The sequence below is a fragment of the Dictyobacter sp. Z7_2 genome, from assembly GCF_057551105.1.
The window spans coordinates 3,602,327-3,625,549 of record NZ_BAAJPE010000002.1; the positions used below are offsets into that span (position 1 = coordinate 3,602,327).

At 46.8% G+C, this 23,223-nt stretch carries 25 protein-coding genes; 18 read left to right on the forward strand and 7 right to left on the reverse strand.

Features of this window, described 5'->3' with window-relative positions; all coding sequences use genetic code 11:
- Positions 1 to 50 precede the first annotated feature (50 nt).
- The 16 genes from AC27N8_RS28605 to AC27N8_RS28680 all read left to right on the forward strand — a co-directional run bounded on the left by AC27N8_RS28605 (position 51) and on the right by AC27N8_RS28680 (position 14,443).
- Positions 51 to 1,082, forward strand: a complete 1,032-nt coding sequence (locus AC27N8_RS28605) for a WD40 repeat domain-containing protein (RefSeq protein ID WP_487071866.1) — start codon at positions 51 to 53, stop codon at positions 1,080 to 1,082.
- A gap of 39 nt (positions 1,083 to 1,121) precedes the next feature.
- Entirely contained in the window at positions 1,122 to 1,751 is a 630-nt protein-coding gene (locus AC27N8_RS28610; RefSeq protein WP_487071868.1) for a WD40 repeat domain-containing protein, read from the forward strand.
- 172 nt (positions 1,752 to 1,923) lie between these two features.
- Positions 1,924 to 2,580 (forward strand): pentapeptide repeat-containing protein, encoded by a 657-nt coding sequence (locus tag AC27N8_RS28615; protein ID WP_487071870.1) that lies wholly within the window; start codon positions 1,924 to 1,926, stop codon positions 2,578 to 2,580.
- A gap of 120 nt (positions 2,581 to 2,700) precedes the next feature.
- A complete protein-coding gene (locus AC27N8_RS28620; RefSeq protein WP_487071872.1) occupies positions 2,701 to 4,905 on the forward strand; it encodes an RHS repeat-associated core domain-containing protein in 2,205 nt (734 codons plus the stop codon).
- Positions 4,906 to 5,202: 297 nt separating this feature from the next.
- Positions 5,203 to 5,850 (forward strand): hypothetical protein, encoded by a 648-nt coding sequence (locus AC27N8_RS28625; protein ID WP_487071874.1) that lies wholly within the window; start codon positions 5,203 to 5,205, stop codon positions 5,848 to 5,850.
- A 188-nt stretch (positions 5,851 to 6,038) separates the two neighbouring features.
- Entirely contained in the window at positions 6,039 to 6,950 is a 912-nt protein-coding gene (locus tag AC27N8_RS28630) for a hypothetical protein (protein ID WP_487071876.1), read from the forward strand.
- A gap of 269 nt (positions 6,951 to 7,219) precedes the next feature.
- A complete protein-coding gene (locus tag AC27N8_RS28635) occupies positions 7,220 to 8,236 on the forward strand; it encodes a WD40 repeat domain-containing protein (RefSeq protein WP_487071878.1) in 1,017 nt (338 codons plus the stop codon).
- Between the two features lie 97 nt (positions 8,237 to 8,333).
- Positions 8,334 to 8,744, forward strand: coding sequence for a hypothetical protein (locus AC27N8_RS28640; protein WP_487071880.1), 411 nt, complete (start codon positions 8,334 to 8,336; stop codon positions 8,742 to 8,744).
- Between the two features lie 136 nt (positions 8,745 to 8,880).
- Positions 8,881 to 9,333 carry a hypothetical protein gene (locus AC27N8_RS28645; RefSeq protein WP_487071882.1) on the forward strand — a complete coding sequence of 151 codons (453 nt, stop codon included), beginning with the start codon at positions 8,881 to 8,883 and terminating at the stop codon, positions 9,331 to 9,333.
- A gap of 604 nt (positions 9,334 to 9,937) precedes the next feature.
- Entirely contained in the window at positions 9,938 to 10,564 is a 627-nt protein-coding gene (locus AC27N8_RS28650) for a hypothetical protein (RefSeq protein WP_487071884.1), read from the forward strand.
- A gap of 429 nt (positions 10,565 to 10,993) precedes the next feature.
- Entirely contained in the window at positions 10,994 to 11,635 is a 642-nt protein-coding gene (locus AC27N8_RS28655) for a hypothetical protein (protein ID WP_487071886.1), read from the forward strand.
- Between the two features lie 146 nt (positions 11,636 to 11,781).
- Positions 11,782 to 12,273 (forward strand): hypothetical protein, encoded by a 492-nt coding sequence (locus AC27N8_RS28660; RefSeq protein ID WP_487071888.1) that lies wholly within the window; start codon positions 11,782 to 11,784, stop codon positions 12,271 to 12,273.
- Between the two features lie 41 nt (positions 12,274 to 12,314).
- Positions 12,315 to 12,770 carry a hypothetical protein gene (locus AC27N8_RS28665; RefSeq protein WP_487071890.1) on the forward strand — a complete coding sequence of 152 codons (456 nt, stop codon included), beginning with the start codon at positions 12,315 to 12,317 and terminating at the stop codon, positions 12,768 to 12,770.
- Positions 12,771 to 12,902: 132 nt separating this feature from the next.
- The gene (locus AC27N8_RS28670) at positions 12,903 to 13,577 is read left to right on the forward strand and encodes a hypothetical protein (RefSeq protein ID WP_487071892.1); all 675 of its coding nucleotides are present in this window, start codon (positions 12,903 to 12,905) and stop codon (positions 13,575 to 13,577) included.
- Positions 13,578 to 13,721: 144 nt separating this feature from the next.
- On the forward strand, positions 13,722 to 14,234 hold the full coding sequence (locus AC27N8_RS28675) for a hypothetical protein (RefSeq protein ID WP_487071894.1): 513 nt from the start codon (positions 13,722 to 13,724) through the stop codon (positions 14,232 to 14,234).
- A 5-nt stretch (positions 14,235 to 14,239) separates the two neighbouring features.
- Positions 14,240 to 14,443 carry a hypothetical protein gene (locus AC27N8_RS28680; RefSeq protein ID WP_487071896.1) on the forward strand — a complete coding sequence of 68 codons (204 nt, stop codon included), beginning with the start codon at positions 14,240 to 14,242 and terminating at the stop codon, positions 14,441 to 14,443.
- Between the two features lie 103 nt (positions 14,444 to 14,546).
- Here AC27N8_RS28680 and AC27N8_RS28685 read toward each other — a convergent pair whose 3' ends face one another.
- From AC27N8_RS28685 to AC27N8_RS28700, 4 genes are all read right to left on the reverse strand, one after another.
- Positions 14,547 to 15,344, reverse strand: a complete 798-nt coding sequence (locus tag AC27N8_RS28685) for an SDR family NAD(P)-dependent oxidoreductase (RefSeq protein WP_487071898.1) — start codon at positions 15,342 to 15,344, stop codon at positions 14,547 to 14,549.
- Positions 15,345 to 15,410: 66 nt separating this feature from the next.
- Positions 15,411 to 16,382, reverse strand: coding sequence for an NAD-dependent epimerase/dehydratase family protein (locus AC27N8_RS28690; RefSeq protein WP_487071900.1), 972 nt, complete (start codon positions 16,380 to 16,382; stop codon positions 15,411 to 15,413).
- Positions 16,383 to 16,481: 99 nt separating this feature from the next.
- On the reverse strand, positions 16,482 to 17,132 hold the full coding sequence (locus AC27N8_RS28695) for a hypothetical protein (RefSeq protein ID WP_487071902.1): 651 nt from the start codon (positions 17,130 to 17,132) through the stop codon (positions 16,482 to 16,484).
- 190 nt (positions 17,133 to 17,322) lie between these two features.
- Complete coding sequence (locus AC27N8_RS28700) at positions 17,323 to 17,940, reverse strand: TetR/AcrR family transcriptional regulator (RefSeq protein WP_487071904.1); 618 nt, start codon at positions 17,938 to 17,940, stop codon at positions 17,323 to 17,325.
- Between the two features lie 154 nt (positions 17,941 to 18,094).
- Between AC27N8_RS28700 and AC27N8_RS28705 the strand changes: the two genes are divergently transcribed.
- Entirely contained in the window at positions 18,095 to 18,247 is a 153-nt protein-coding gene (locus tag AC27N8_RS28705) for a hypothetical protein (protein WP_487071906.1), read from the forward strand.
- Here the strand turns inward: AC27N8_RS28705 and panB are convergent.
- Genes panB through rpiA form a run of 3 tightly spaced genes read right to left on the reverse strand, consistent with a single transcriptional unit; the run spans position 18,244 to position 20,749 of the window.
- Positions 18,244 to 19,086, reverse strand: a complete 843-nt coding sequence (gene panB / locus AC27N8_RS28710) for a 3-methyl-2-oxobutanoate hydroxymethyltransferase (protein WP_487071908.1) — start codon at positions 19,084 to 19,086, stop codon at positions 18,244 to 18,246. The two genes, AC27N8_RS28705 and panB, sit on opposite strands and share 4 nt — an antisense overlap.
- A gap of 43 nt (positions 19,087 to 19,129) precedes the next feature.
- A complete protein-coding gene (gene panC, locus AC27N8_RS28715; RefSeq protein ID WP_487071910.1) occupies positions 19,130 to 20,023 on the reverse strand; it encodes a pantoate--beta-alanine ligase in 894 nt (297 codons plus the stop codon).
- A 27-nt stretch (positions 20,024 to 20,050) separates the two neighbouring features.
- Positions 20,051 to 20,749 (reverse strand): ribose-5-phosphate isomerase RpiA, encoded by a 699-nt coding sequence (gene rpiA / locus AC27N8_RS28720; protein WP_487071912.1) that lies wholly within the window; start codon positions 20,747 to 20,749, stop codon positions 20,051 to 20,053.
- Between the two features lie 416 nt (positions 20,750 to 21,165).
- Between rpiA and AC27N8_RS28725 the strand changes: the two genes are divergently transcribed.
- Positions 21,166 to 23,220, forward strand: a complete 2,055-nt coding sequence (locus tag AC27N8_RS28725; protein WP_487071914.1) for a response regulator — start codon at positions 21,166 to 21,168, stop codon at positions 23,218 to 23,220.
- The last annotated feature ends 3 nt before the right edge of the window (positions 23,221 to 23,223 follow it).

The following is a 23,223-nucleotide window of genomic DNA, read 5'->3' on the forward strand; positions in this document are numbered from 1 at the left end:
TTTACCATATCCATCCTAGCGGGTCAAGTCCACAGGGTTTTACACGAAGAATGGGAGAGGGACAGCTTTTTCATGCGATTCCCATCACCGATAAATATCTTCTTATCCATACCGATGTCTCTGTCTCTATACGCTCGATCTACACGCCAGAAATCCTCTGGGAAATTGACTGCCCATCTTTTAGCTGGGTTTGCAACATCGAACACAATCTGCTGGCGCTTGCTCTTGAAGATACGACGATCATTCTGTGGGATCTGCGCACTGGTCAGATCATGCAACGCTTCACCTATGAGGTATTCGGTGAAGTGTATCGCGTGAACATCCATGGATTGGTATTGAGTCGGGATGGCAACATATTGGCGGCCAGCCTCAAAGATCATGTGGTCCTCTGGGATGTAACTACCGGGCGGCGTTTGCATGTCTTGTCAGTTCCGCCAGGCAGCATGTGGACCGAAATTCATCTTCTCGCATTTCATCCTTCTGGGACGGTCATCGTGGGAGGGAGCTTTTACGACCATAGAATTTGGTTCTGGAGTGTCCACGATGGCAGTCTTCTTACGACCTGGGAGCTGCTCGGTGATGATGACTCCAATGCCCATCCTCATACTCTGGAGTTTACCAATGATGGAACCCTCCTCTTTGTGGCACTCAGACAATTCGGGCTCTGCATCTGGGATTGTGAACGCGCCTGCCAGATTGCTAGCCGCATAGGCGATCTGAGGCCAAGTGCCTGTGTGATTGATCCACTGGGGCGCTATGTGGCGGTCTCCCAATTTGATCGACAAAGGTCGGTAGTTCAATTGTTAGAGATGGAACAGTGGAAGGTACTCTATGAATGGAGTGGAATAGGACCTCGTCCCCATTTTAGTCCGGATGGACATTTTCTCACCATCACTGAGTCGATAAAAGGATGTGTGACTCTTCGAGAGGTCGAGAGTGGTCAAGAACGGGGAAGAATGATGCTCAACACCGCTATCGGCAATTTTCTGGCATTACATCCTTCGGGTCAGCTATTTGTGTCTGGACCGAGTGATAGCACCACTTTTTTCCTCTGGAATAGCATCAATGGTTCATTGCTTTAGCGATTTACTCTGCCTGAGGGGAGACATGCAGGAGATGCCGTGGCCTTGAGTCCAGATGGCCGCTTCTTTATCGCGACAGAAAGCACTCCTCGCAAAAGAGTTTCTTTCTGTCTCTGGCACGTTGGTAATGAGGCTGCACCTACCATAGTCATAAATCTTACACATTATATATCATGTGTTGTTTTTCATCCTAATAGTCGCTTATTTGCTCTTGGAAGCGCAGATAAGACCATTCGTCTGTGGAACACCACACAAAAGCAAGAAATGCTGTGCTGGGAAGCTCATACTGCCGCAGTGCTCTGTCTGGCATGTGCACCTCATAGTTTCATTCTGGCTTCAGGCTCTCGTGATACCACGATCCATCTCTGGGAAGCTGAAAGTGGGCGCTTGCTGGGTGAGTTACATGGTCATGATGCGGGTGTATGTATGCTTGCGTTCAGCTCCAATGGACAATTTCTGGCATCCGGTGATGAGCAAGGCAGGCTTTGTGTGTGGGATGTTGCTGAGCAGAAACAGACACAGCAGGCGCACCTGTCTGACCAAAAGATAGCAAGTCTGGCATGGAGTCCTGATGGACGCTTCCTTTGGATCAATTCAGTATTGATAACTTACTGCCGGCTTTCTATTTTCTCTCCTTTTCTAAAAAGGATAACTACATTCCAATATTAGAAAAATACATCCATCATCCCAACAAGATTGTGAGGGATGATGCAGTAATGGCTATAGAGGGTATTCAAGAGAAGAGGTCTTTAGGCTGGGAGAGGAAGCGATAAATTATTTGTAACTACTCAGAGGATATTCGTGATGATTTTCTATGCACAAAAAGAGGCAGTATTTAGTTATGGGGAACCAACATTTGCTTGATCTTCTTTTGGATGATGTTTTTGCGTGGAATAAATGGAGAGAAACGCAACCAAACGATATAGATATTGACTTGAGCGATGTTGACTTTGTGACCAAAGGACAGAAGGTCAATTTAAGTGGAGCTAATCTATATCAAGCTCGCTTAGTACGAGTGAGGCTTGACATGGCTGATTTGGATGGAATTAACCTGAGTTTAACTGATCTTACCGACGCGATTTTTAATGCAGCTGTTTTGAATGGAGCATATGTAAAAGATGCAAATCTAACGCATGCTGATTTCTCAGACACTGTTATGCAGGGAGTTACATTTGAACGATCTAATCTTACTCATGTGAGTTTAGCTTGGGCCATGTTGAATGGAGCCCAATTTATCAAGACCAATCTGACAGAAGCAAATTTAACACATGCGAATCTATCTGGATGTACATTTCATCATGCGATTCTTCGAGGTGCGAATCTTCAGCATGTTAATCTGAGAGGGGCTGATCTAACAGATGCAGATTTGACCGATGTGGATCTAAGGCATGCAGATTTAGCAGGTTGCATACTTCATGGGACAATACTTAAAGGTGCGAATCTTCAGCATGCAAATTTGAAAGGAGTTGATTTAGCTGATACTGATTTGTCAAATTAATGTCAGGTGTGGTAATGGTTGGCGTTGAACAGAATATACAGTATAAGGTGGGCTTTCAGCATATGGTAAGCAATAGCGCAACCGTGAACGGGACGACTATCTGGAATCAGACAAAGACGTATGATAAATGTGGGCAACACGCTCAATCTGAGTACTACCCTTCCAACGACCTCGGGAGGCACCCAGACCGACTCCCAATCCTTTTGTTATGATTCCTTGAACCGACTCATCTGGGCCGGAAACACGGGCACGCCCTCCGGAGGAGATCATTGTGGATCAACCCCCAGTGGTACCACTGTTTCTACCTATCAACAATCCAACAGTTATGATGTCCTGGATCGTCTGATCGTGGGACCAGCGGGGACAGAGACCTATGGAACCACCCCAGCTCATGGTGCCAATACTCTGAGTACAGTGCCCAATCAGTATGCCAGCTACGACGCGATGGGTGATATGACCTGTCGCAACGTCGACACCACCGCCGGATCGACGCAGGCCTGTGATGCCTCTCAGACCGGTGCCCTGATGAGCTATGATAACGAGGGACGCTTATCATCGTGGACGGCTCCAGGCACATCGGCACCCAGTGACCAGGTCCTCTATGATAACGCCGGGCACCGGGTCTTACAACGGATCAGCAATAGTGGTACAAATCCCACCGATACCATTAGCTTTGATGGCTTTACCGATGTGACCATCAATGGCAGTCAAACCTCAACCACCAAGTACTACACCGCTTGTGGTCAAACCGTGGCGATCCGCAAAGATGGCGTGCTTTCCTATCAGCTCCCCGACCTGTTGGGAAGTGTGAGCCTGACCCTGTCTGCCGATGGCTCAACGGAAGCCGTTCAGCTCTACACGCCCTATGGGACGGTTCGCTACAGCAACGGAACGATGCCCACCGTCTATGGTTTTACCGGACAGCGCTTCGATAGCCAGACCGGATTGATGTACTATGGGGCGCGTTATTATGATCCCATCAGCGGACGTTTTCTCAGCGCGGACACTGTCGTCACGAATGCGACCGGCAATGATCCCTATGCCTATGTCAAAGGAAATCCGGAGACCAATACAGATCCCACAGGACACGCTGCCTGCCCGATGTTTGCCGGGGGATGTGGCGGGAAGCCACCAGCACCGCCACATCCAACGCCGACACCGCCAGTTGGCACGGGAAATCCTGGATCAGGTGGAGGCAGTGGTGGCGGCGGAGGCAATGGTGGTAGTTGCATTTTTGAGCTTGGCTGTAGTGGTGGGACAACAACTGGTTCGAGTGGGTATCCTGCAAATGCTCCATCTGCCTCCTCGGGTCCAGCGCCCTGTGAATTGGCTTGCCAGCTAGCTCTGTGGACTCTCTTATTGGGATTCAATTATTTTCAACCAGAAACGATCAGTTTAGATTCTGGAGTAGTAGCCTGGGAAGTGGAGGAGAGTCAAAACTCTGTAGAGGCTGAATCGGAAGAGGCTGTAGAGGCTGAATCGGAAAAGGATGAGGGAAGTTTCACTTGCAGTTTTATGGCCTCCACTCCAGTAGCGACAGAAAATGGGAAGCAAGCAATTGGTTCATTGAAGACAGGTGAAAAGGTTGTCTCATATAATCCAAAAGCAAAGCAGACAGAATTAGAAGTGATTCGTCATGTGTGGATTAATCATGATGATGATCTTGTTGACCTGACCCTTACCACGAATGCTTCAGCAACGAAAGAGAAACCTGCTCATCAGACTAGCGAGACCCTCCACACAAATATGAAGCATCCGTTTCTCACGGTAGAGAAAGGTTTTGTTCCTGTTGCTCAGTTGAAGCGTGGCATGCATGTGGTAGAAGCAGGAAATCGTATAGGGGTAATAACCGGATGGAAGAATGTGTCCGGTGCTCAGACGATGTATAATTTGGAGGTCACACAGGATCATACATTTATTGTTGGCGTTGGTCAATGGGTTGTCCATAATGATTGTGATCCCAATCCTAGAGAGCAGTATGTGGCCGACCATCTTGATCAATTGGTTCCGGATCATGGTGGTAATGTAATAACTGACCAAAAAGCCATGCCGTCCTTCAATGGTTCGAGACCAGATATTATTACTAAAAATGCTATCATCGAAGTTACCGGAGATAGTGGTTATGGGCAGGCTCCTGATAAACTTCTGTCTAATGCTAGAGGAATTAATCAGCTTACAAATTTTGCGAAAGGGGCAAATGGCAGAACTGTGTATTTACTCTATGATGGAGATACTAGTAATATCACAGCAGACACTTGGAAAATACTAAACAAGTGGAATATACAAGTTGTCCCGTTCTCTCTTGTAAAGTTCTCTTCACCATAAAGTTGAGTAACGAGCTTGAAAACATAATTATAATATGCTTTATCATCAATGTGACATTTCACCCTCAATTTTTGAGACACAAGTTATAAGATAAGTTAGAATGCAGTGATAAAAAACATCTCTGCATTCTGAAGTAGCCTGAGATGCCAAATTAAGATTCGCTGGTGGTAAGTAGATATTTGAAATACCTTAATATATAAAAAGTAAAAATTTATATATTAAGTATATTGTGGAGATATAAAACTTGCAGTATTTACATTTATATACTGCAAGTTTTATATGAGAAATGAGGGTGTTATGAGCGATTATTTGTATGCAACATTTTGTCTTGATGCGAAGAAAGAGGAACAATACTGGTGGCCACTTATCTTTGAAGCTATGTATCGTGCCTCATTGACATTTACTTCTCCTCATGAAGAGAGTGGAAATGGCGTGTATTTTTCTGGCCGTGAAAGTGATGAAATTGCTTGCTCTTTTCGAGATGTCTGGACCACTATTTACGATCAAAAAGATAGTGTTATTCTCTCTTTCTGGATACCTGGTGAAGATTTTTGTCTTAATGTGACGCTTGTTTCAATGGAGCATGCTTGGAAACTTGATATAACCATTGAAAACAGTCGTTTGGACTATAATAATCAGACGAACATGAAACGTCAGGTCAACGTTTTTGTGGAAAGCTGTTTGGCTGTATATGATATATGTAAGCCAGACACTGTACGCATGTATTGGGATGAAGATATATTATCCTATCCAAGACAATTGAGTTTGATTTCTCTGATCTCAACGACTACACATGAAATATCTCCTCAAGATTTTACATTTAGAGAACACTATTTACAATGGAGAGTGGTTGCATCTCTGCATGATCATACGCTATTTCTCGTTGATCCTTTTCCTTTGTGGTTAGGAAACAACTGGGAATATATTTCATTTGTTGACGTCTAGCCAAAAAAACTGTAAAGGAGGTCAATATATTTATATGATGGAAGTGTATCCAATAAGGGGCTAGTAGCCTTGATGATCTGGTGACACGGAGATCGGACCAAAAAATGACCTCCAAAAGTTTTAAACTGATTGGTGTCGTCTTTGACGTTGATAAAAAGGGCTTTTTAGTGGTATAGAGAGGCATACAATTGGCATCAACTGAGCAACTCCCATCCCTTGATCAATGGGATACATATTTACCACAGGAATGTGAACAAGTCGCATTAGCTCTCCTTCAATATCTCCCTTCGTCATTTCGCTATCTTAAGGTTGAAAAACATGTACAAGGGAGCAAAAGTCATTGGGTTGCCTCTTTTGAGTGGAGATCGCCTGTACAGGATCAGGAATCAATCCTCTTTGCATTTCTGCCTGGAGGAAAGGTGACACTTGGCTATGATCGCACACATCCTTTTCGCCCGACGGCTGAACAATTAGAGAGTTGGCAACTCACGGTGAAAGAAGGATGGCTTTCCTGTACACTTGAAGCTTATTTGGACATGGTGATGTCACCTCTGAGAGAAGTGACACTTGACCCCTTTTTATTGCAAGTTAGCTTAACGAATCCTATGACCCCTGAGGTGCTACCTGATGGAAGAATAAAATATCATCGATCCATTCGGTTTGATGATGTTCGTAGGATAGTAACAACTGAAGGTTTTCGTCTCCCTCATTCTGATGAGTGGGAATATGCTTGTTCTGCTGGAGCACGAACCCTGTTCCGGTGGGGGAATGAAACACCCTCTGAAACAATTCCTGATCCTGAAGAAGATGATGAATTTGAGTGGAAAGAACATCTTCGGCCAAATGCGTTTGGATTATCTATTGCAATGAATCCATATCATTGGGAACTATGTGGTGAACCTACTGTGACGATACGTGGAGGTGACGGCGGTGCCGCTCTTCATCGAGGTGTCGGTACATTTACTGAGTGGCTTACTCTTGCCTCTCCTTTTGTCCGCAAAATTCGGAACGTGTTTCTCGAAGATGGAGAGATATCTGGCTTGCATTTTAGGCGACTCTATCCTTTAAAGAATATTTTTATTGAACGATCATCAGATTAAATCCGAATAGGCGCAAAAGGGAGAAAGAACAGCCTTTTCCTCAAGAAGGAAGATTTCTTTCTCTTTTATTATTGCTTCACCTACGTTGGGACTCCAGAAAGCACTATACTGTTTCTCGTGAGAAATGATCCCATAGGGGAAAGTAAAGCAGAGGTGTCCACTATGTTGATTGATCGGAAGCCAAAATGCATGAATGATAAATCTTTGAGGGCATTCCCGACAAAATAGTTGTGCGCCTCTATCAGACCTTGCAGGGTCACGATAACTCAGTGCTTCGTGCCCATTTTTTTCAGGATGGTCGCCTGATCGTCTCCAATGATTTTGGTGCCATTCATGTTTGGAAAAGAGATCATCAACACCGTTACGTTTCTCACTGCGTGATTGAAACGAAGACCGTATATGTCACAGCTTCTCAAGATGGACGTCTGATTGTCTCTATTTACGAGCATAGAATCTTTGGAAGAAAAGTCCGTTTATGGATATCTGAGGGGACATGGATCACTGATCTGTCTCACGACAGTAGTGCTCTGGCAGTCATATTTACTCCTGATACGAGACATCTTGTGGTGATAGATATTGTTGGCGTACTGACGCTTTGGGATGTGACAACATTCTCTCTTCTCTGTACATCTGAACCCCCTCCAAATAGTACCCAAACAGGATTTAGGCCGAAGATATCATATGTTTCTTTTGCGCCTGATGGACAACGTCTCGCCGTTGAATGGTTTACAAGGAATGGGGCGGTACAATTCTATGATATAGAAGAAATCTTGAACAAAGGAGAGATACAGTACAGTATACGATGGAGCGGTACAGTTGCACCTGAGATGTTACCACAAAGTTCTCTTGTGAAAGAGCTTTGCTATTCGCCTGATTGGCAATATTTGGCGGTAGCTTCAGACAGGGAGTGTATGGTTCGGATTTTTGATGCTTTTTCCTTAGATCTGGTAAGATCTTTTGAAATGCCAAGAACTCTTGCGGGCATCGCGGACATTGTATATTCTCCTGATGGAATGTATTTTGCGCTTGCGCATGCTGATGGCACTGTGTGGATCTGGGATGCAGAAAATCAAGATCCCACTCCAACACTTGTATTTACTGCGCACCCGACGGAGATTGCTTCTTACAGCACTGTGATTGGCACGATTGACTGGTCACCAAATGGCAAGTTGATTATGACAACTGGTGTCGGGCGGTATGAATATCCAGCGTCGAAAACAGGAGTCTTTGAGAAAATGGATAATACCGTGAAGTTATGGAAAATACAAAAAAAACCTTCCGCGTAGATAAAAACGTTTCACTAGCTGATAGGGCAAGCGTCCTTTGAATGTTTAAAGAATAAAGTTTCTGTCCTTGATGAGATAGACAAAGGTGGTGGTAGACATGAGTGAAAAAGCCAGTAATGAAGGGCCAATCGCAACAGTTTTATTGAATACAAGTGACCCCAATCATCCAATTGTAAGAAACACGACATCACCCATTTTTGATAGCGATTTTGGACTTGTAACATGTGCCGAAGGCAGGTGTCTCGTTGAGGCGAAGAATCTGATTGCAAAGGGGATCAAGTTTCCAGGTCAACAAGGAAATATCAATGAGATGTATGTGTATCATCGATTGGGCGAGATGCCATGTGAGGTTTGTCAAAAACAGCTCCAGTTGGTGTCGAAGATGATGGGGCCGTTTCGCGTATGGGGAGGCACACAGGAAGCATTACAATTTTTGGATGTAGTTGATGGGGTCCTTTATGGTCCATTTTATTTTAATGAGGATATTGCAAAAAAGCGTCAATCATAGATATGTTATCTACAACTCACCCACCCTCGATTCCGTGGGGAAGGCCACTGCGACAACCTTTGGCTCAGCAGCAGACAGCGACTGGGAGTGTAGTAGCTATGATCAATGAGGAGAGACCGATCAACGTGGTCTCTTGGTGATTGCAGATAGGACCACTACGACACAGTCGGTCGAGCTATCCTACAACGACATGGGACAGCCTACCACCTTGATCTATCCCGATGGCGAAGCGTTGACGGCTCAGTATGATACCAACGGGTATTATCGCGCCTCCTACTTTGGGACTCCAACGAGCACCGGTTCCGTCAATTTTCTGGTGGGACAGGCCAGCTATACCAATGCCGGACAGATCGCTGGATTATCCATGGGAGGAGCAGCGGCGCTGATCGCTCAACCCACACCGGTCTTTTCGACCGTGGACAGCTACGATGGGATTCAGCGTCCGGTGAGCAATAGCGCGACTGTGAGCGGGACGATCATCTGGAGTCAGACCAAAACGTATGACGATGTTGGAAACACGCTCAACCTGAGCACGACGCTCCCAACGGCTTCGGGAGGCCGCCAGACCGCCCCCCAATCCATGCCTTGAGTCGACTCGTCTGTTCCGGAAATACGGGCACGCCCTCCGGAAAGCCAGCCTGATATTGAGATACCTAATGCCATTATTGAAGTAACTGGTGCAAATCCAGATGGATCAGTTCCCAGTAAACTTTCACTGGGTGGTAGAGGAATTAGACAACTTACTAAGTTTGTCGAAGGTGCCAATGGCAGGCAAGTATACTTAGCTTATGATGGTGATACTAGCCAATTTAGTGCTTCTCTAAATCGCTTTTTACAAAGCAATAACATTATAGTAATTCAATTCAGTACTGAAACATCAGGAGAATAATGAAGGGCTTCAGTAGATATTTAGAGTGTTGAGTTGGAATACTACCTTGTAAAATCGCCTTATGTGAAAAAAACACCAACTTATGATTTTTCGTTATAGAAACAGCTATATAAAAATGCTCAAGGTGATTTATTTACGCGTCTCTAGTAGAGGCTTGGTAATTTAATTAAACCTACAGCGTTTCGTAAGTCAGTACTTTATATAGAAATTATCATAAGTTTGGTGGCTTACTTTTGAGGATCAAATTCTGTTTATCTATATAGTATAGGTAAACATCAATCAAAAAAGACTTAGGAGTTTATGTATGTCGCATTACTTATGCATGACGATTGAAAAAGAACGACATCTAGTCCAACAAGCATACTGGTGGACACTTGTTTTTGAAGGAATGCATCAAGCCTCCTTTCAATTTTATAATCCAAAAAAAGAAAGAAAAGCAGGCAATTATTTTTTTGAGAAAGAGGAGGAAGGCTCCTTTCAAAAACTTTGGAATTTACTCTATTCCACGAGTGATACTCCACTTGTTTCATTTTGGTATACATCTCCTGTTACCTCTTTCTCCTTTGATTGTGAGGTTTCTGTGAAGGAACATGTTCATGATCATTGGGAAATCTGTATAACTCTCGATGATACGCATTTTTGGGATAAAAATGGTAAAGATCGTTTCTACTTTTTTCTCAAAGCAGGAATTTCCCTGTATGAATTGTGTATGCCTTGCTCAATTCATATGTATTGGGATGAAGAGTTTATTTCTCAACCACTTTTACAAGTAAGTTCAACAATATATGAAGACCATTTAGATACACTAAAATTCTTTGAAAAAAAGTTAACCTGGAAAGAATTTGCACAAGTAGATGGAGAATATATATTCATCCCTGACCCTATGCCTATTTATGTAGGAGGAAAAGAAGTTTTTCGTTTTCTTGAGTAAAGCATCTTATGATGAACATATGATATGACATTGCTGGTGGGAGTCTTTTTTTCTTCACATAACTATTGAACACAAGAAGTAAGAAGTGCTCGAATTTCTAACAAGGAAATAAGATAAAATTGCGTATACTACTCAGAAGGGCTCTACCCCTTGTATTCATGAGCAAACTCACGCATAGTAAAAGTATGGAAAAAGATCAAGAATATATTACACGTCAGATGCATATTTTGCTATGATAATGTAGGAATCAAATATATGTATATGTTTGTGTAAGAGGAGCATTTCCATAAGATTTGTTGATGTAGTGAAAGAAATAGTCTTACTGCCATTCCGTCAGAATAAAATTGAAGCTATGGATAGCATAGATCTGATCGAGGAAAAATCATAGTAGAATTACCTAAACCACTTGAACTCGTGGAAAAGATTGTTTTGGAAACCCGATCTGGCAGAGCATGGATCGCTCTCAGTATTGGCGGCTGTGGTATTCTCGCCAACGCAAGCATTGGCAGGCATCTGAGAGAGCACCAGGAGGAACGAAGCATTGCCTTGAAATTTGCGTCCCGAGTCCTATACGCGCTGGGATCTTCTTCTGCTGATGAGCGACCTCCAACGCCTCAAATCCTTGTTGATACTGCCGTTGCTGTGATTGATGATCCGCAGCACGTTGGTCTATTTTGCACGACCTGGCAGTGTATATCAATAGGTATGGAGATCTGTTCAGTGGGAACGAATTCTGTGCTTGTTTTTGAAGGAGATGATGCTATACAGGAGGCTGTTGATCCCCATTCTGTGAATACAATCCGGCGTAACGAGGGACTTCCCGCTGATCCAGTAAGAGGAGGACGAATACCTACACATGTACTGGGAGGCCAAAAAAGTTGTACCATTGATGACGTGAGGGTGGCTCATATTCCATTGTTACCCACAACGACGATCGCTATTATTGAAGACAGGCGCTTAGCGGATGCAATTATAGAGCAGGCTGTGCCACAGAATGAGCTTCCATCTTTTATTGAAGCATGGAACCCTCGTGGGAAAAGGATCAGAACCAGCGTGCTTATCTCACTTTAAATGGACAAGTTGTCTATTTGATGTATAAAACTGAAGAGATACGATTCTCTTCAGTTTTATAATGGAAATGACGTTTTTAATGTGCAGACAAGAGCTAATCTAGGAGTGTGAGATCTCTCTTTTTCGCGTTGAGAGGAAGGGATAAGATGAGTATGGTCACAGATATCATGAATATCTATCAAGCATACATTGCAAAACCCATGGATGAAAATGAACTTGACTCAGAATTAGCGAATATCTCCTATCGCTTTGAAGTAGATCATTCGCTTTCAACCGCCGATCTTGTCACTGCGGTCTCTCTGCTTACTGAATATGCTCTTGCAACGGATAGTGTATCAGCGAGGGAGTCTTTATTTGAAGCTATTTTTGATGCAATCCTCTATAATCAGGTGAGCGAATTTGTCAATTGGGATGATTTAGTGGCTCATTTAGATCAATTGAGTATTGATAACTTACTGTCGGCTTTCTATTTTCTATCCTTTTCTAAAAAGGATAACTACATTCCAATATTAGAAAAATACATACATCATCCCAACAAGATTGTGAGGGATGATGCAGTAATGGCTATAGGGGGTATTCAAGAGAAAAGGTCTTTAGGGTGGGAGAGGAGGGACGCTTATCATCCTGGACTGCTCTAGGCACAGAGGAAATCTTTTTGGTACGATGAGAGGAGGTTGCAATGAACATTATCACACATGTACAACACTTCTGCCAGGAATACACGTCACATCACCTGGATGATGATGACCTGGATAGTGCGTTAATATCTCTTGGCATTTTCTTTGAATATGATCATTCGCTCTCCATGGATGATCTTGTTGAGATTGTGGCACTTCTTGTCGACTATGCAGTCGTCACGACGCGTCCATCTGCTCGCGAATCTTTCTTTAACGCCATTTCGCAAGCAATTCGTTATCGAGGTGTTAGTCCATTTATACCCTGGGATCATCTTATCGCTCATTTAGATCAATTGAGTATCGATGACTTGTTAGAAGCGTTAGTGTTTTTGGCTTTTTCAAAAAAAGAAAGCTATATTCCAATTATAAAACCTTATACCAATCATCCTCGCAGCTCTGTGAGAGAATATGCACAAAATGCCATAAGTAGCATACAATCCAAACAAAATGTAGAATAATGTTGGAAACGAGCTCAATTTAAGTACGACACTCTTAACCACCTCCCAAAAAAGCTGTTCAGGTAAATGAGTTAGCCCAATTATTCTTCCATATGTTGGCCTTACTTGAAACAGAAAGAGGAAAACGTTATTATGGCTAGAACGTTGCAATGCGATTTTTCCCTCAAAACAGAAAGAGGACCGGCCTATTGGTGGCCATTACTGTTTGAACGTTTGTGGGCTTATAGTTTTCAATTTGCATCTCCACAATCTCCGGAGGGGTGGGGATATTATCTTTCATCAGGAGGATGGGACACGGTCAATAACAACTTTACAGCGTTATGGGATGAAATATATGCTGAGAGGAAAGAAGGCCTATTAGCCGTTTTCTGGTTTGGGGAGGGTGATGATTCAAGGACTCTTGAGCTGGTCTCAAGTTGGAACAAAGGCACCTCTCTTTTTACGTTTTCCTTTAATATGCCTGGTGCTGACTTTGCACTCCTCTCATTGGAAGAAGCTCGCAAGTGGTTATTGCATATTCTTTCCTTGACCAAAGATGTGTATGAGCTCTGTCTCCCTACATCCGCTCAAATATTATGGGAAGACTCAAGTGGTAACTTTGGGCCGTGGGCATCATTTGAAATTGCTCCAAAGCTTGCCCCTGAAGTTGCTCCGATACAACTCTCGGAACAAAAATATCTCTCAAAGAGAGATGCCCAACATCTATGTTCTGAAGAACTTGCAAGTGGGAAGATGTTTTACTATATTGATCCTGTCCCTCTTGCACGAGAGAATGGTTGTCGGGATGCAAAAGGAAGTGAAGTTTGATAAGCTCTCTCATCCTTCTGAGGCCCAAGAGGAGTCGTGATAGGATTTTCAATGGAGTTGCAGTTATAATTTTGGAGCAGTGAAATGTTTATATGCCATATAGGCCGATACAATTTTCACCTTTTTTCTGGCGACCTCCCAACCATGTATCGTGATTTGTATCTTCCCTTTGCTGAGCTTATTGATGAGATTAATTTGGACATAAGAGAAAAAGATCCTGTTGATAGTAGTATCTGTTTTCTTGCTGTGCAGCGTGCTGGAGCAGTTGGGAAATATGTATTAGTTCTTGCTTTAGGATATGCTCCATCTGAGCCAGCGTTTATACCTGCTATGATTTTTGTTCCTGAAACTAGTACAGTCTACATTGGAGCCGGAGAGAGTGTTCTTGCGTACCAATTAGATCCCCCTGTGAAACGATCTGAAGTAAAAGCAGATGTTGGTTTTCTCTCCTGGGAAAGGCATCTGCAATATATTATGATGAGCGCAGAGATGAAAATTGCAGTTTGGGACCTTGCGGGAAAACTGTTATGGTCTCAGTTTGTTGAGCCGCCTTATACATATACTTTTGATAAGAATACAATGCATCTGACTATTGTTGGAAAAACTTTTTCTTTCCCTCTTGCTACAGGACCAGAGTCTCCTCTCCAATGGATGTAATAATTGTGATGGCATTTATTATTGATATTGAAGGGGCTTTTGAGGTAGATAGATTTGTCTTTGATCAGGAGAATGAAGAATTAATTGTGTATACAAAAATAGGGAAAGATATTGATACTGTTGTAAAGGTACAACATTTATTCCTTGAGGTATTTAAAAATTTTAGTGAGGACTATGGATTCTTTTTGCCGCTTCATACGAAGGTGTGAAGTTGGTGACCACTGAGTAACTCCCAGACCTTGATCAATAGGATACATTTTTGTCAGATGAATTGATCAGGTATGGAAGCTACCTCTGGTCGTCTCTTTCTCTCTAAAGTACTGCTTTGAGTGTGCCACCATCTATGATATAGTCGGCACCAAGTATTGCGGCTGCATGATCTGATGCCAGAAATACGACGAGAGCCGCTATCTCATCGGGCTGAATCATGCGGTCGATGGTCATATTGCTCAACTTTGGTAACTGGCTTAAGACTGTCTCTCGATCTGCCCCGAATGCCTTTCCCATTATATCGGCATTTCCTCCATCGCTGTCCCATTGTGGAGTAAGAACAGCTCCTGGAGATACAGTATTGACGCGCACACCTTTGGGGCCGAACTCTTCCGCTAAAGCTTTTGACAAATTGCTGGCAGCGGCCTTCGCTGCACAATAGTTTGTGATTTGTGCAACTGGCAAATGCGCATTCACAGAGGAGATATTGATAATGACCCCGCCCCCATGTTCAATCATATGCGGCAACACAGCTCTCGACGCTCGCACAGTACTCATGACATTCATATCAAAGGTCTGATACCAATCGCCATCGCTGATAGAGAGGAAACCACCAGCGTGCATAGGAGTCCCACCAACATTATTGATCAGGATATCAACTCTCCCAAATCTACTGACTGCACTCTCTATGAGTTGTGTTGGACCATCAGGCGTACTGAGGTCTACCGCAACAGGGAGCACTGAAAAGCGCTCTACCACATTGGTCAGTTCATTACTCGATCCACGACTTGCCGCTACCACGCGCACACCTTCCTGAGCCAGAGCCTCAACAATAGCTAGCCCTATTCCTTTACTTGCTCCTGTGACAACTGCAACCTTATTCTGTAAACGAAGATCCATTATTTTTCTCTTTTTCTGCTGAACAAAAATTGACAACATTCGTTATTGATTAGGGGTGACTCGTGTTCAAACGCTCACGCTCGCTGTGTTGACCTGCTGCTGCTGATACCATTGGATGGTGGCATGAATGGCATCCTCTAGAGGTGTGGCATACAGACCAAACGCTTGCTCAATGGCGCTGGCATCAACAATTTGTGGCTCAGTATATTGGTAAAACATTTCAACCATCTCATGCATGACTGGATTAAACAGGCCAACAGCCTGAATGGCTAGTTTAGGGAGAGCTTGAATGTGGATCGGCTTGCCAAGTGCCTTGCCGACCTGTTGAGCCATCTCGCGCTGACTGATTACCGGAGTTACCACAGGCACATGCCAGACCTTTCCCAGCGCTTCCTCGCGTGCTCCCAGCAGTGCTAGTGTGCTCGCCACATCTCCCATGTAGCTATAGCTGTGAGGGAGATCAATATTACCTAAGAGTTGGATCGATTTGCCTGCCAGTGTAGCGGGAAAGACGCGATCTCCGAACGACGAATTGAGGACACGTGGACCAAAGAAATCAGCCGATCGACCAAGGGCAACACGCACTTTGCCCTCGCGATGGGCTTTGAGATAAGTCTCTGCAACCCGTGCTCGCATCTGCCCCTTGCGTGTGGTGGCGGCATATGGACTACTCTCTGTCATGACCTGCCCATGGGTCTGTCCATACATATAGAGCGTATCCGTCACAATCAACTTGGCTCCAGTCGGCGCAATTCCTTCTATCATGCTCTCTTGTAAGCGAGGAATAACAGTCACTTGCTGGTCATAGGCAACGTTAGCACAATGGTAGACGTTAGTTGCTCCCTGACAGAGGGTACGAACGACCTCCGACTGTAACCCATCGCCAGCCACCAGTTCAGTCCCTGCCGGAGCATGCCCCTTGCCGCTGCGATTCACTAGACGTACCCGCTTGCCTGAGTCCCTCAACTGCTCAGCCAGCGTGATCCCCACCGGACCAGTTCCGAAAATGACGTGCAATTCCTGATCTTTATTTTCCATGGAAGGTTCCTTTCTCTCTAATGTCCACGCTCCAGGTGAACATGACATATAGCAATTTATTATTTTCGAAGTATCACGCGCATCCGTTTTCACACCAGCTTATCCACGAAGCAGGCGGCTAGAAGAACGCTGGACGGTGATTGCTTGAGATTGCCTGCTTTGACCACGACGCAGACGTCTGGTGAGCACTATATTTGTCCATCCTGAACCCAGATTGATAAGCCCACAGACGATCCCATTGGTGACTGCCCAGCCTGGCAGCGTATCTCCTGTTTCTGGCATGAACAAGACGCTGACAATGGGGAGAACCGTGAGGAGACCTCCTACGAGAGAGTAATGTGGGAGTCGTAGGAGAGGCGCGAGGGCGAGCATGAAGAGACCAACGGACACGATAATTGCTGGTAATGCGAGGGATGCGTACCCCCACAGTGTGAGAAGTATCGGCCCAACGACACTGGCGACGAGCTGGATGATGCTCACAATGGTGATGTACTGGCCTGCCTGCTTCATCGCCCGTTGGTCACCGACGGGAGGGAATTGGCGTGCCGTTATGAAGAGACGCAGACATGCAATGATCATGCTCAGTGTGAGGAGTGCCAGGGCTCCGGCAAGCAAGAGCGTCACCTGTGCTGAAGCTTGTAGCGCATTGATCCCCTGGGCAACCCACATGGTGCCGAAGACGGCAGTGGCCGTGGCCCCTATCGTAAGTGAACGCGCAATGTAGAGGGGATCAAGTGATTTTGGAAACATGATAATCTATCCTTTCTTTTTTGTCCAGAAGATAATCTAACGATGGTATAAAATCTAATGGCAGTAGATAAAGAGCAAAAAAATAATGAAATTTCTTCCTGTCTGCTTTTTGGCTCCTTGCTGGCTATTCTCAATGGCGCTCTTCGTAGAAGGGGAACATGAGAGGAGTCTGAAGAGGGCGAGAAACCACTCATTCAGTGTGTTGCTGCATCGTTCCCCAGATCAGCAGTGCCTCAATGCCCTGGTGCAGTAACCGCCTGGCTTTTGGCTCTCCTCCTTCAATACGCTCAACCATCGTCAGGCTCACCAGGCCATGCATCAGGCTCCAGGCCATTTCAACTGAGCCAAAAGCATCTTCCAGAACGATCCCCTGCTCCTGTGCCCAATCCTCTAATGCTGCCAGTGAGACCATGCCAGCCTCGCGTCCTACACGCGCTGTTTCCTGAATATCAAGTGGGACGCCTCCCAGCCCATTCATGATTTGATAGAGTTCCGGGTTGTTCTGAGCAAAATCCCAGTATGCATCAACGATTTTGAAGAGACGTTCTCGACGATCCTCTGTCGAGAATCGAGCCTGTTGCGTACTGGCGATGAGTTGCCGATAGCCCTCACGCATTAATTCCAGGAGAATCTCGTCCTTATTAGCAAAGTACTCGTAGATCATCGGTGTACTATACTCGATGGCATCGGCCACTTTGCGGATTGTGAGCGCAGACCATCCATCTTGCCGCGCAATCCGATGTGCCGCAGTCAGAATACTCTCTCTGGTAATTTGCTTTTCGCGCTCGCGCCTCTCTTTGATACCCATTTATCTATCTCCATTAGTAAATCTAACGTTGTTAGTAATAATACTACCAGAAGATATCCTGAAAGTCAAGGGCTTTTTCTGCCATCCACTCATATCGGCTGTCGTGAGGGTGATTCATTTTTTATCGGATAGGCTTCGTGGAGGATCAGGTTGCATGAGTGTCGAGCGAAGCGAAGACATCGTAGCGTCGGACGCTTGCGTACGATGTCCCACTCCACGTACGATCAGGCAGGCCAGCGCGGTGCTGCGAGATCCAGCAGGCTTGTACGAGTCACAGGGACATCGTTATCATCCCATTGGATTTTAATACAGTTCGCGTAATTTTTTCGCCACATCGCTATTTGTGTGATACGTCTCGCCATCGGCGGGGAAGGTGCCGGACTGGACGTCGGCGCTATAGTGCTGGAGAGCCTCGGTTGCCAGTTGAGCCAGTTGAGCATATTGGCGCACAAATTTTGGCAGATGATGATCCGAGCTAAAGCCCAGGACGTCATGGAAGACCAGCACCTGTCCGTCGCAGGAGGGTCCAGCGCCGATGCCGATGGTGGGTATGTCGATAGCCTGCGTGACGATTTCGGCGAGTACGTCTGGGATGCCTTCCAGGACCAGCGCGAACACACCTGCTTCGGCCAGGGCTTTGCCGTCGTCGATGAGCTCCTGAGCAGCCTCAAGCTCTTTTCCCTGGACGCGATAGCCGCCCATGGCATGGATCGATTGTGGGGTGAGTCCAAGATGTCCCATGACAGGAATCTCGGCTGCGAGGAGGGCCGCGATGACCGGTAAGCGCTTGCGTCCGCCTTCTAATTTCACGGCTTCGGCATGTCCCTCGCGGACCAGGCGGCCGGCGTTGCGTATAGTCTCTTCGAGCGAGATGTGATAGCTGAGCCAGGGCATGTCGGTGACCAGGAGTGCTGATGGCTGGGCGCGTGCGACGGCTGCGCTGTGATGGATCATGCTCTCGACGGTTGCCGCGAGCGTATCTGGATATCCCAGGACGGCTGTGGCTAACGAGTCGCCGACGAGGATCATATCGATGCCGGCGTTGTCGACGATCTGAGCCATCGGCGTATCGTAAGCCGTAACCATTGTGAGCTTTGGACCCTGTTTTCGCGCTTTGATAGCTGGAACTGTCATTTTAGTACGCATTAGTAGTTCTTTCTGCTTGCTTGTCTACAACGGACGCGATAAGCTAATGAGATGTCTCTGGATGCTTCGCTGGCGTGCCAGTATTCCAGCTGCCATCGGGTTGGAGCGCAAAATTATCGATCAGGCGTGTGCTCCCGATGCGTACGGCTATCAGTATGATGGCTGGAGCTTGCAGGATGCTATAGGATTCAAAGGTGGTAGGGTTGCGGATGTCGATATAGTCCACCTGCGCTTCTGGCACCTGAGCAATGACCGCTTGTATCGCCTGGATGACCTCTTGCGCGGAGGTTTTCTGCTGACTTGTGAAGGCTTCCTGACCGGCTTTAAGGGCTCGATAGAGAGCTGTTGCGTGCGCCCGTTCGGTCGGTGTGAGGTAGCTATTGCGACTACTCATGGCGAGTCCATCGGCTTCTCGGATGGTCGGTAGGACACGGAGGGCGATCGGCACATTGAGATCTGCGATCATGCTGGCGATGACTGCGACCTGTTGAGCATCTTTTTGTCCAAAGTAGGCTGTGCCTGGCTGGGTGATCTGAAATAACTTGAGGACGACCGTCGCGACGCCACGAAAATGTCCGGGACGCACGGCTCCCTCGCCCATCTCGACCAGAGGTCCTTGCGGCGTGACATAGGTTGCGAAGCTCGCTGGATACATCTCTGCTGCCGAGGGGATAAAAACTGTATCTACATGCAGCGCTTCGAGCATCTGGAGGTCGCTCTCGATATCTCTGGGATAGGCTGTGAGGTCTTCGTGAGGACCAAATTGGGTCGGGTTGACGAAGATGCTGACGATGACGTGTTCATTCTCGGCTCGCGCTTGCTCGACGAGCGAGAGATGACCCGCGTGAAGATAGCCCATAGTTGGGACCAGTCCAACTGAACTGGTCCATTGTGCGCGTTCATGCCTCATCGCTTGCACGGTGCGAACTATGCGCATTGATGACACCTCTTTCTCTACTGTATACTATTGGGGATAGATCTCGACTCCCTCGGGTCCGCCAATGATGATCTGTTTGGCGAGATTGATGAAGAGTCCGGTCTCGATCACGCCGACGATACTGTGGATGCTGGCGTCAAGCTCGGCTGGATCGCTGATACCATCGGGGAAAGTGCAGTCGAGGATCACGTTATGGTTATCGGTGATAAAGGTGGTTCCATTGCGTTGACGTAGCTTGACCAGAGCTCCTAGCTTTGTCAGGCGCAGCGTGATCGGATGAATTGCCAGTGGCACGACTTCGACGGGGAGGGGGAAGAGATGTCCGAGCTGCTCGACCTTTTTGGTGGGATCTGCGATGACGATGAAGCGCTTGGCGGCCGATGCGACGATCTTTTCGCGTAAAAGTGCTCCGCCAGCTCCCTTGATCAGACGCATCTGTGGATCAATTTCGTCTGCGCCATCGATATAGAGGTCGAGTTCGGGATAGATATCCAGGGACGTGATGGGAATGTTGACGCTGGCTGCCAGCTCGGCGCTGGCCTGCGAGCTGGGAACGGCTCCCACGATGTGCAGTCCATTGTGTACCCGTTCTCCCAGCGTCTGAATCAGATAGTTCGCTGTAGTGCCTGTCCCCAGGCCGATGATCATGCCATCGGTGACGAGATCGGCTGCGGCCAGTGCCGCATGTTGTTTCCATATATCTTGTGGATTATTTATTTGTGTCATGTGCTATACTCCTTTTCTTGTGGCGCCTGTGCCAGCATTGACGCGAACGGATGCCTTGAACGATGATTTTTCTGCTCGGAGACCGTTCGCTGTGTCGAGTATAGCACGTGCGATGAATAGCCTACAAATCGCGTTCTTGAGTTGCGTGGTACCTGCTGCTATTTGTCTTGCCAACCCTACAGTGTCGTGATACACTCTCCGAGTAATCATAGAATCTCGGCTGGTGCGCATTGCACAGGGACGTGACTGCTCTGGCTTGCCGCGTAAGACCATCGCTCAGGTTATAAGCGTATAGAAGGCGATGTATCTACGTCGCAGGAGAGCGAATTTCTGTGACCGCTTATTGTCGATACACTATTTTTGGTCTGCTTTGATACGGTTAGAATAGCCGAGTCTGTTTCAGGTGGTAATAAATAATGTCTGATGTCTGGCGCATTGTTGTGGTCGCTGGTGAAGAGACCTTCAACCAGAATTTAGTCAACTCTCTTCGCAAGGATGGCTACGTGGTACTGGGGGTGACGAGTGGCGCGGATGCAGTGCGTATCCTTTGGTCAGAAGAGTATGATGTAGTCATTTGCGATTTGAAGACTCCTGTTACTGATGGCTTTGAGCTGCTTCAATGGTTGCGTGCATATCGTGCCAGTACACGTATGATCATGCTCGGAGATGCCGGTTCGGCCTCGGTACGTATGCAGGCTCTCGAGAGTGGTGCCGTTAGTTATTTTGAGATGCCCTTAGATATCCGCTTGCTCAAGGAAGAACTTCGTCGCCTGTTGCAGCAAACGGGCTTTTCGGCCAGCCTGGACTCCTTTGATCTGCTGGATGTGATCCAGATCATCAATATGAGTCATAAAAGCATCACGTTGTTGATCAATACTGGTCTGGAGGAGCGAGGAGTGCTTCGCTTTCAGAATGGTGATCTGATCTGGGCCGAGTATGGTGTGTTGCGTGGAGATGAAGCCTTTTTTGCCCTGGCGGCGCACAAAAATGGGACTGTGACTCAGCAAGCTTGGAACGAGCAAGTCTCCGCGAACGTCCAGCAGCCGCTCTCGCGTCTCATCTTTCAGGCATTGCAATATCGCACCAAATATGCCGACCAACAGCCTTACAGCGGCGAGATGGAGACCGTTGGCGGTCCCTCTCTCTCATCCCCGTTTTCTGACGAGATCGATGATACTCCTTTTGCGGTCCTTACCGAGTACGAACCGCCGGCCGGGACGCCAGCTCCCATGTCTGCGACGCCCGCGCCCATGGCATCTCCAGAATGGTTAGGTAAGCTGGGCGAGCAGAAGCCTGCGCAGCCCAATGCAGCCACCTCCAGCTTTGATAAGGAGTGGTGGGAGAATACCGGACACCTGCCTCGTGTTGATGCACCTCCTCAAGTCTCGCCGGGCTCTTTTGATAGTGATACCTCGGCTGCCTCTACATTGGCTCTGGATGGCAATGAATTGCATAAATTGTTGCAAAGTATGAATGCTCAATCATCCACCATCGAGGCGCGAGCCAATGCTCAGAATCAGCGCTCCGATCTGCCTGGTTGGTTGACCGATCAGCCCACGACCTCGCAACGAGCTATACCGCGCACGACGCAGAATTTCCAGGTGGGTGGGACTCCACCTGTCCCTACCACGCCACAGATCGATACGAATATTAGTGAGTGGATGCCCACTACTCCGACATATGAGCCGTTGCCCACTACGCCCACATACGAGCCGCTTGTGACAAACGAACATGTCTCTCCTCGTCCACCCGAGCGGTCGGCGACCGGACAGATATCGAACGCCGGAAGATTACATCCATCGTCTGCTGAATGGGGATCTGATCCCTATCTTCCATCGCCAGTCGAGATGAGTAACTCTACTCCCATCTTGCGTAGCGTTCCGGTCGAGATGAGTGGTTCTCCCGAGTTTTATCTGCCACCGATCGACCGAAGTGGCTCCTCTGACTCCTTGAGCTCGATCTATGCCAGCCAGCACCTCCCCATCCCTGATGTTCAGGTGCCCAGAAACCCAGCGCCAGCGCCGGCAGAAGTATCTCCTGCGCAGTCAGACGTCCAGCTATCGGCCGGTATCAAGCAGGCGCAGGAGGCGGCACGGCGTAATTATGCCACCCTCGTCTCCGCCTTGCAGACGTTGGGATATTCGATTCCGGGCTTCATCGCCGCCGCCATCGTCACCGTCGATGGACAGTCGATTGCTCAGGTGACGATGGATGATATGGATATTTCTAAACAAGCTCGTGCCTTGAGCAATATGCAAAAAAGTGTTTTTCTGGCGGCCTTTGACCAGGAAGGATGGGGTCCACTGGAGCATACAATTATCACCAGTAGAGATCGTCATCTCCTGATGCGCATGATTACTGGCGACGTCAGAGCTTTCCAGATCTTGATTACGACGCGAGAGGCCGACCCAGGCGATTGTATGGAGACGATGGCAAATCTTGAGGACACTATTAGTGCAGCTTTACGCTGATTT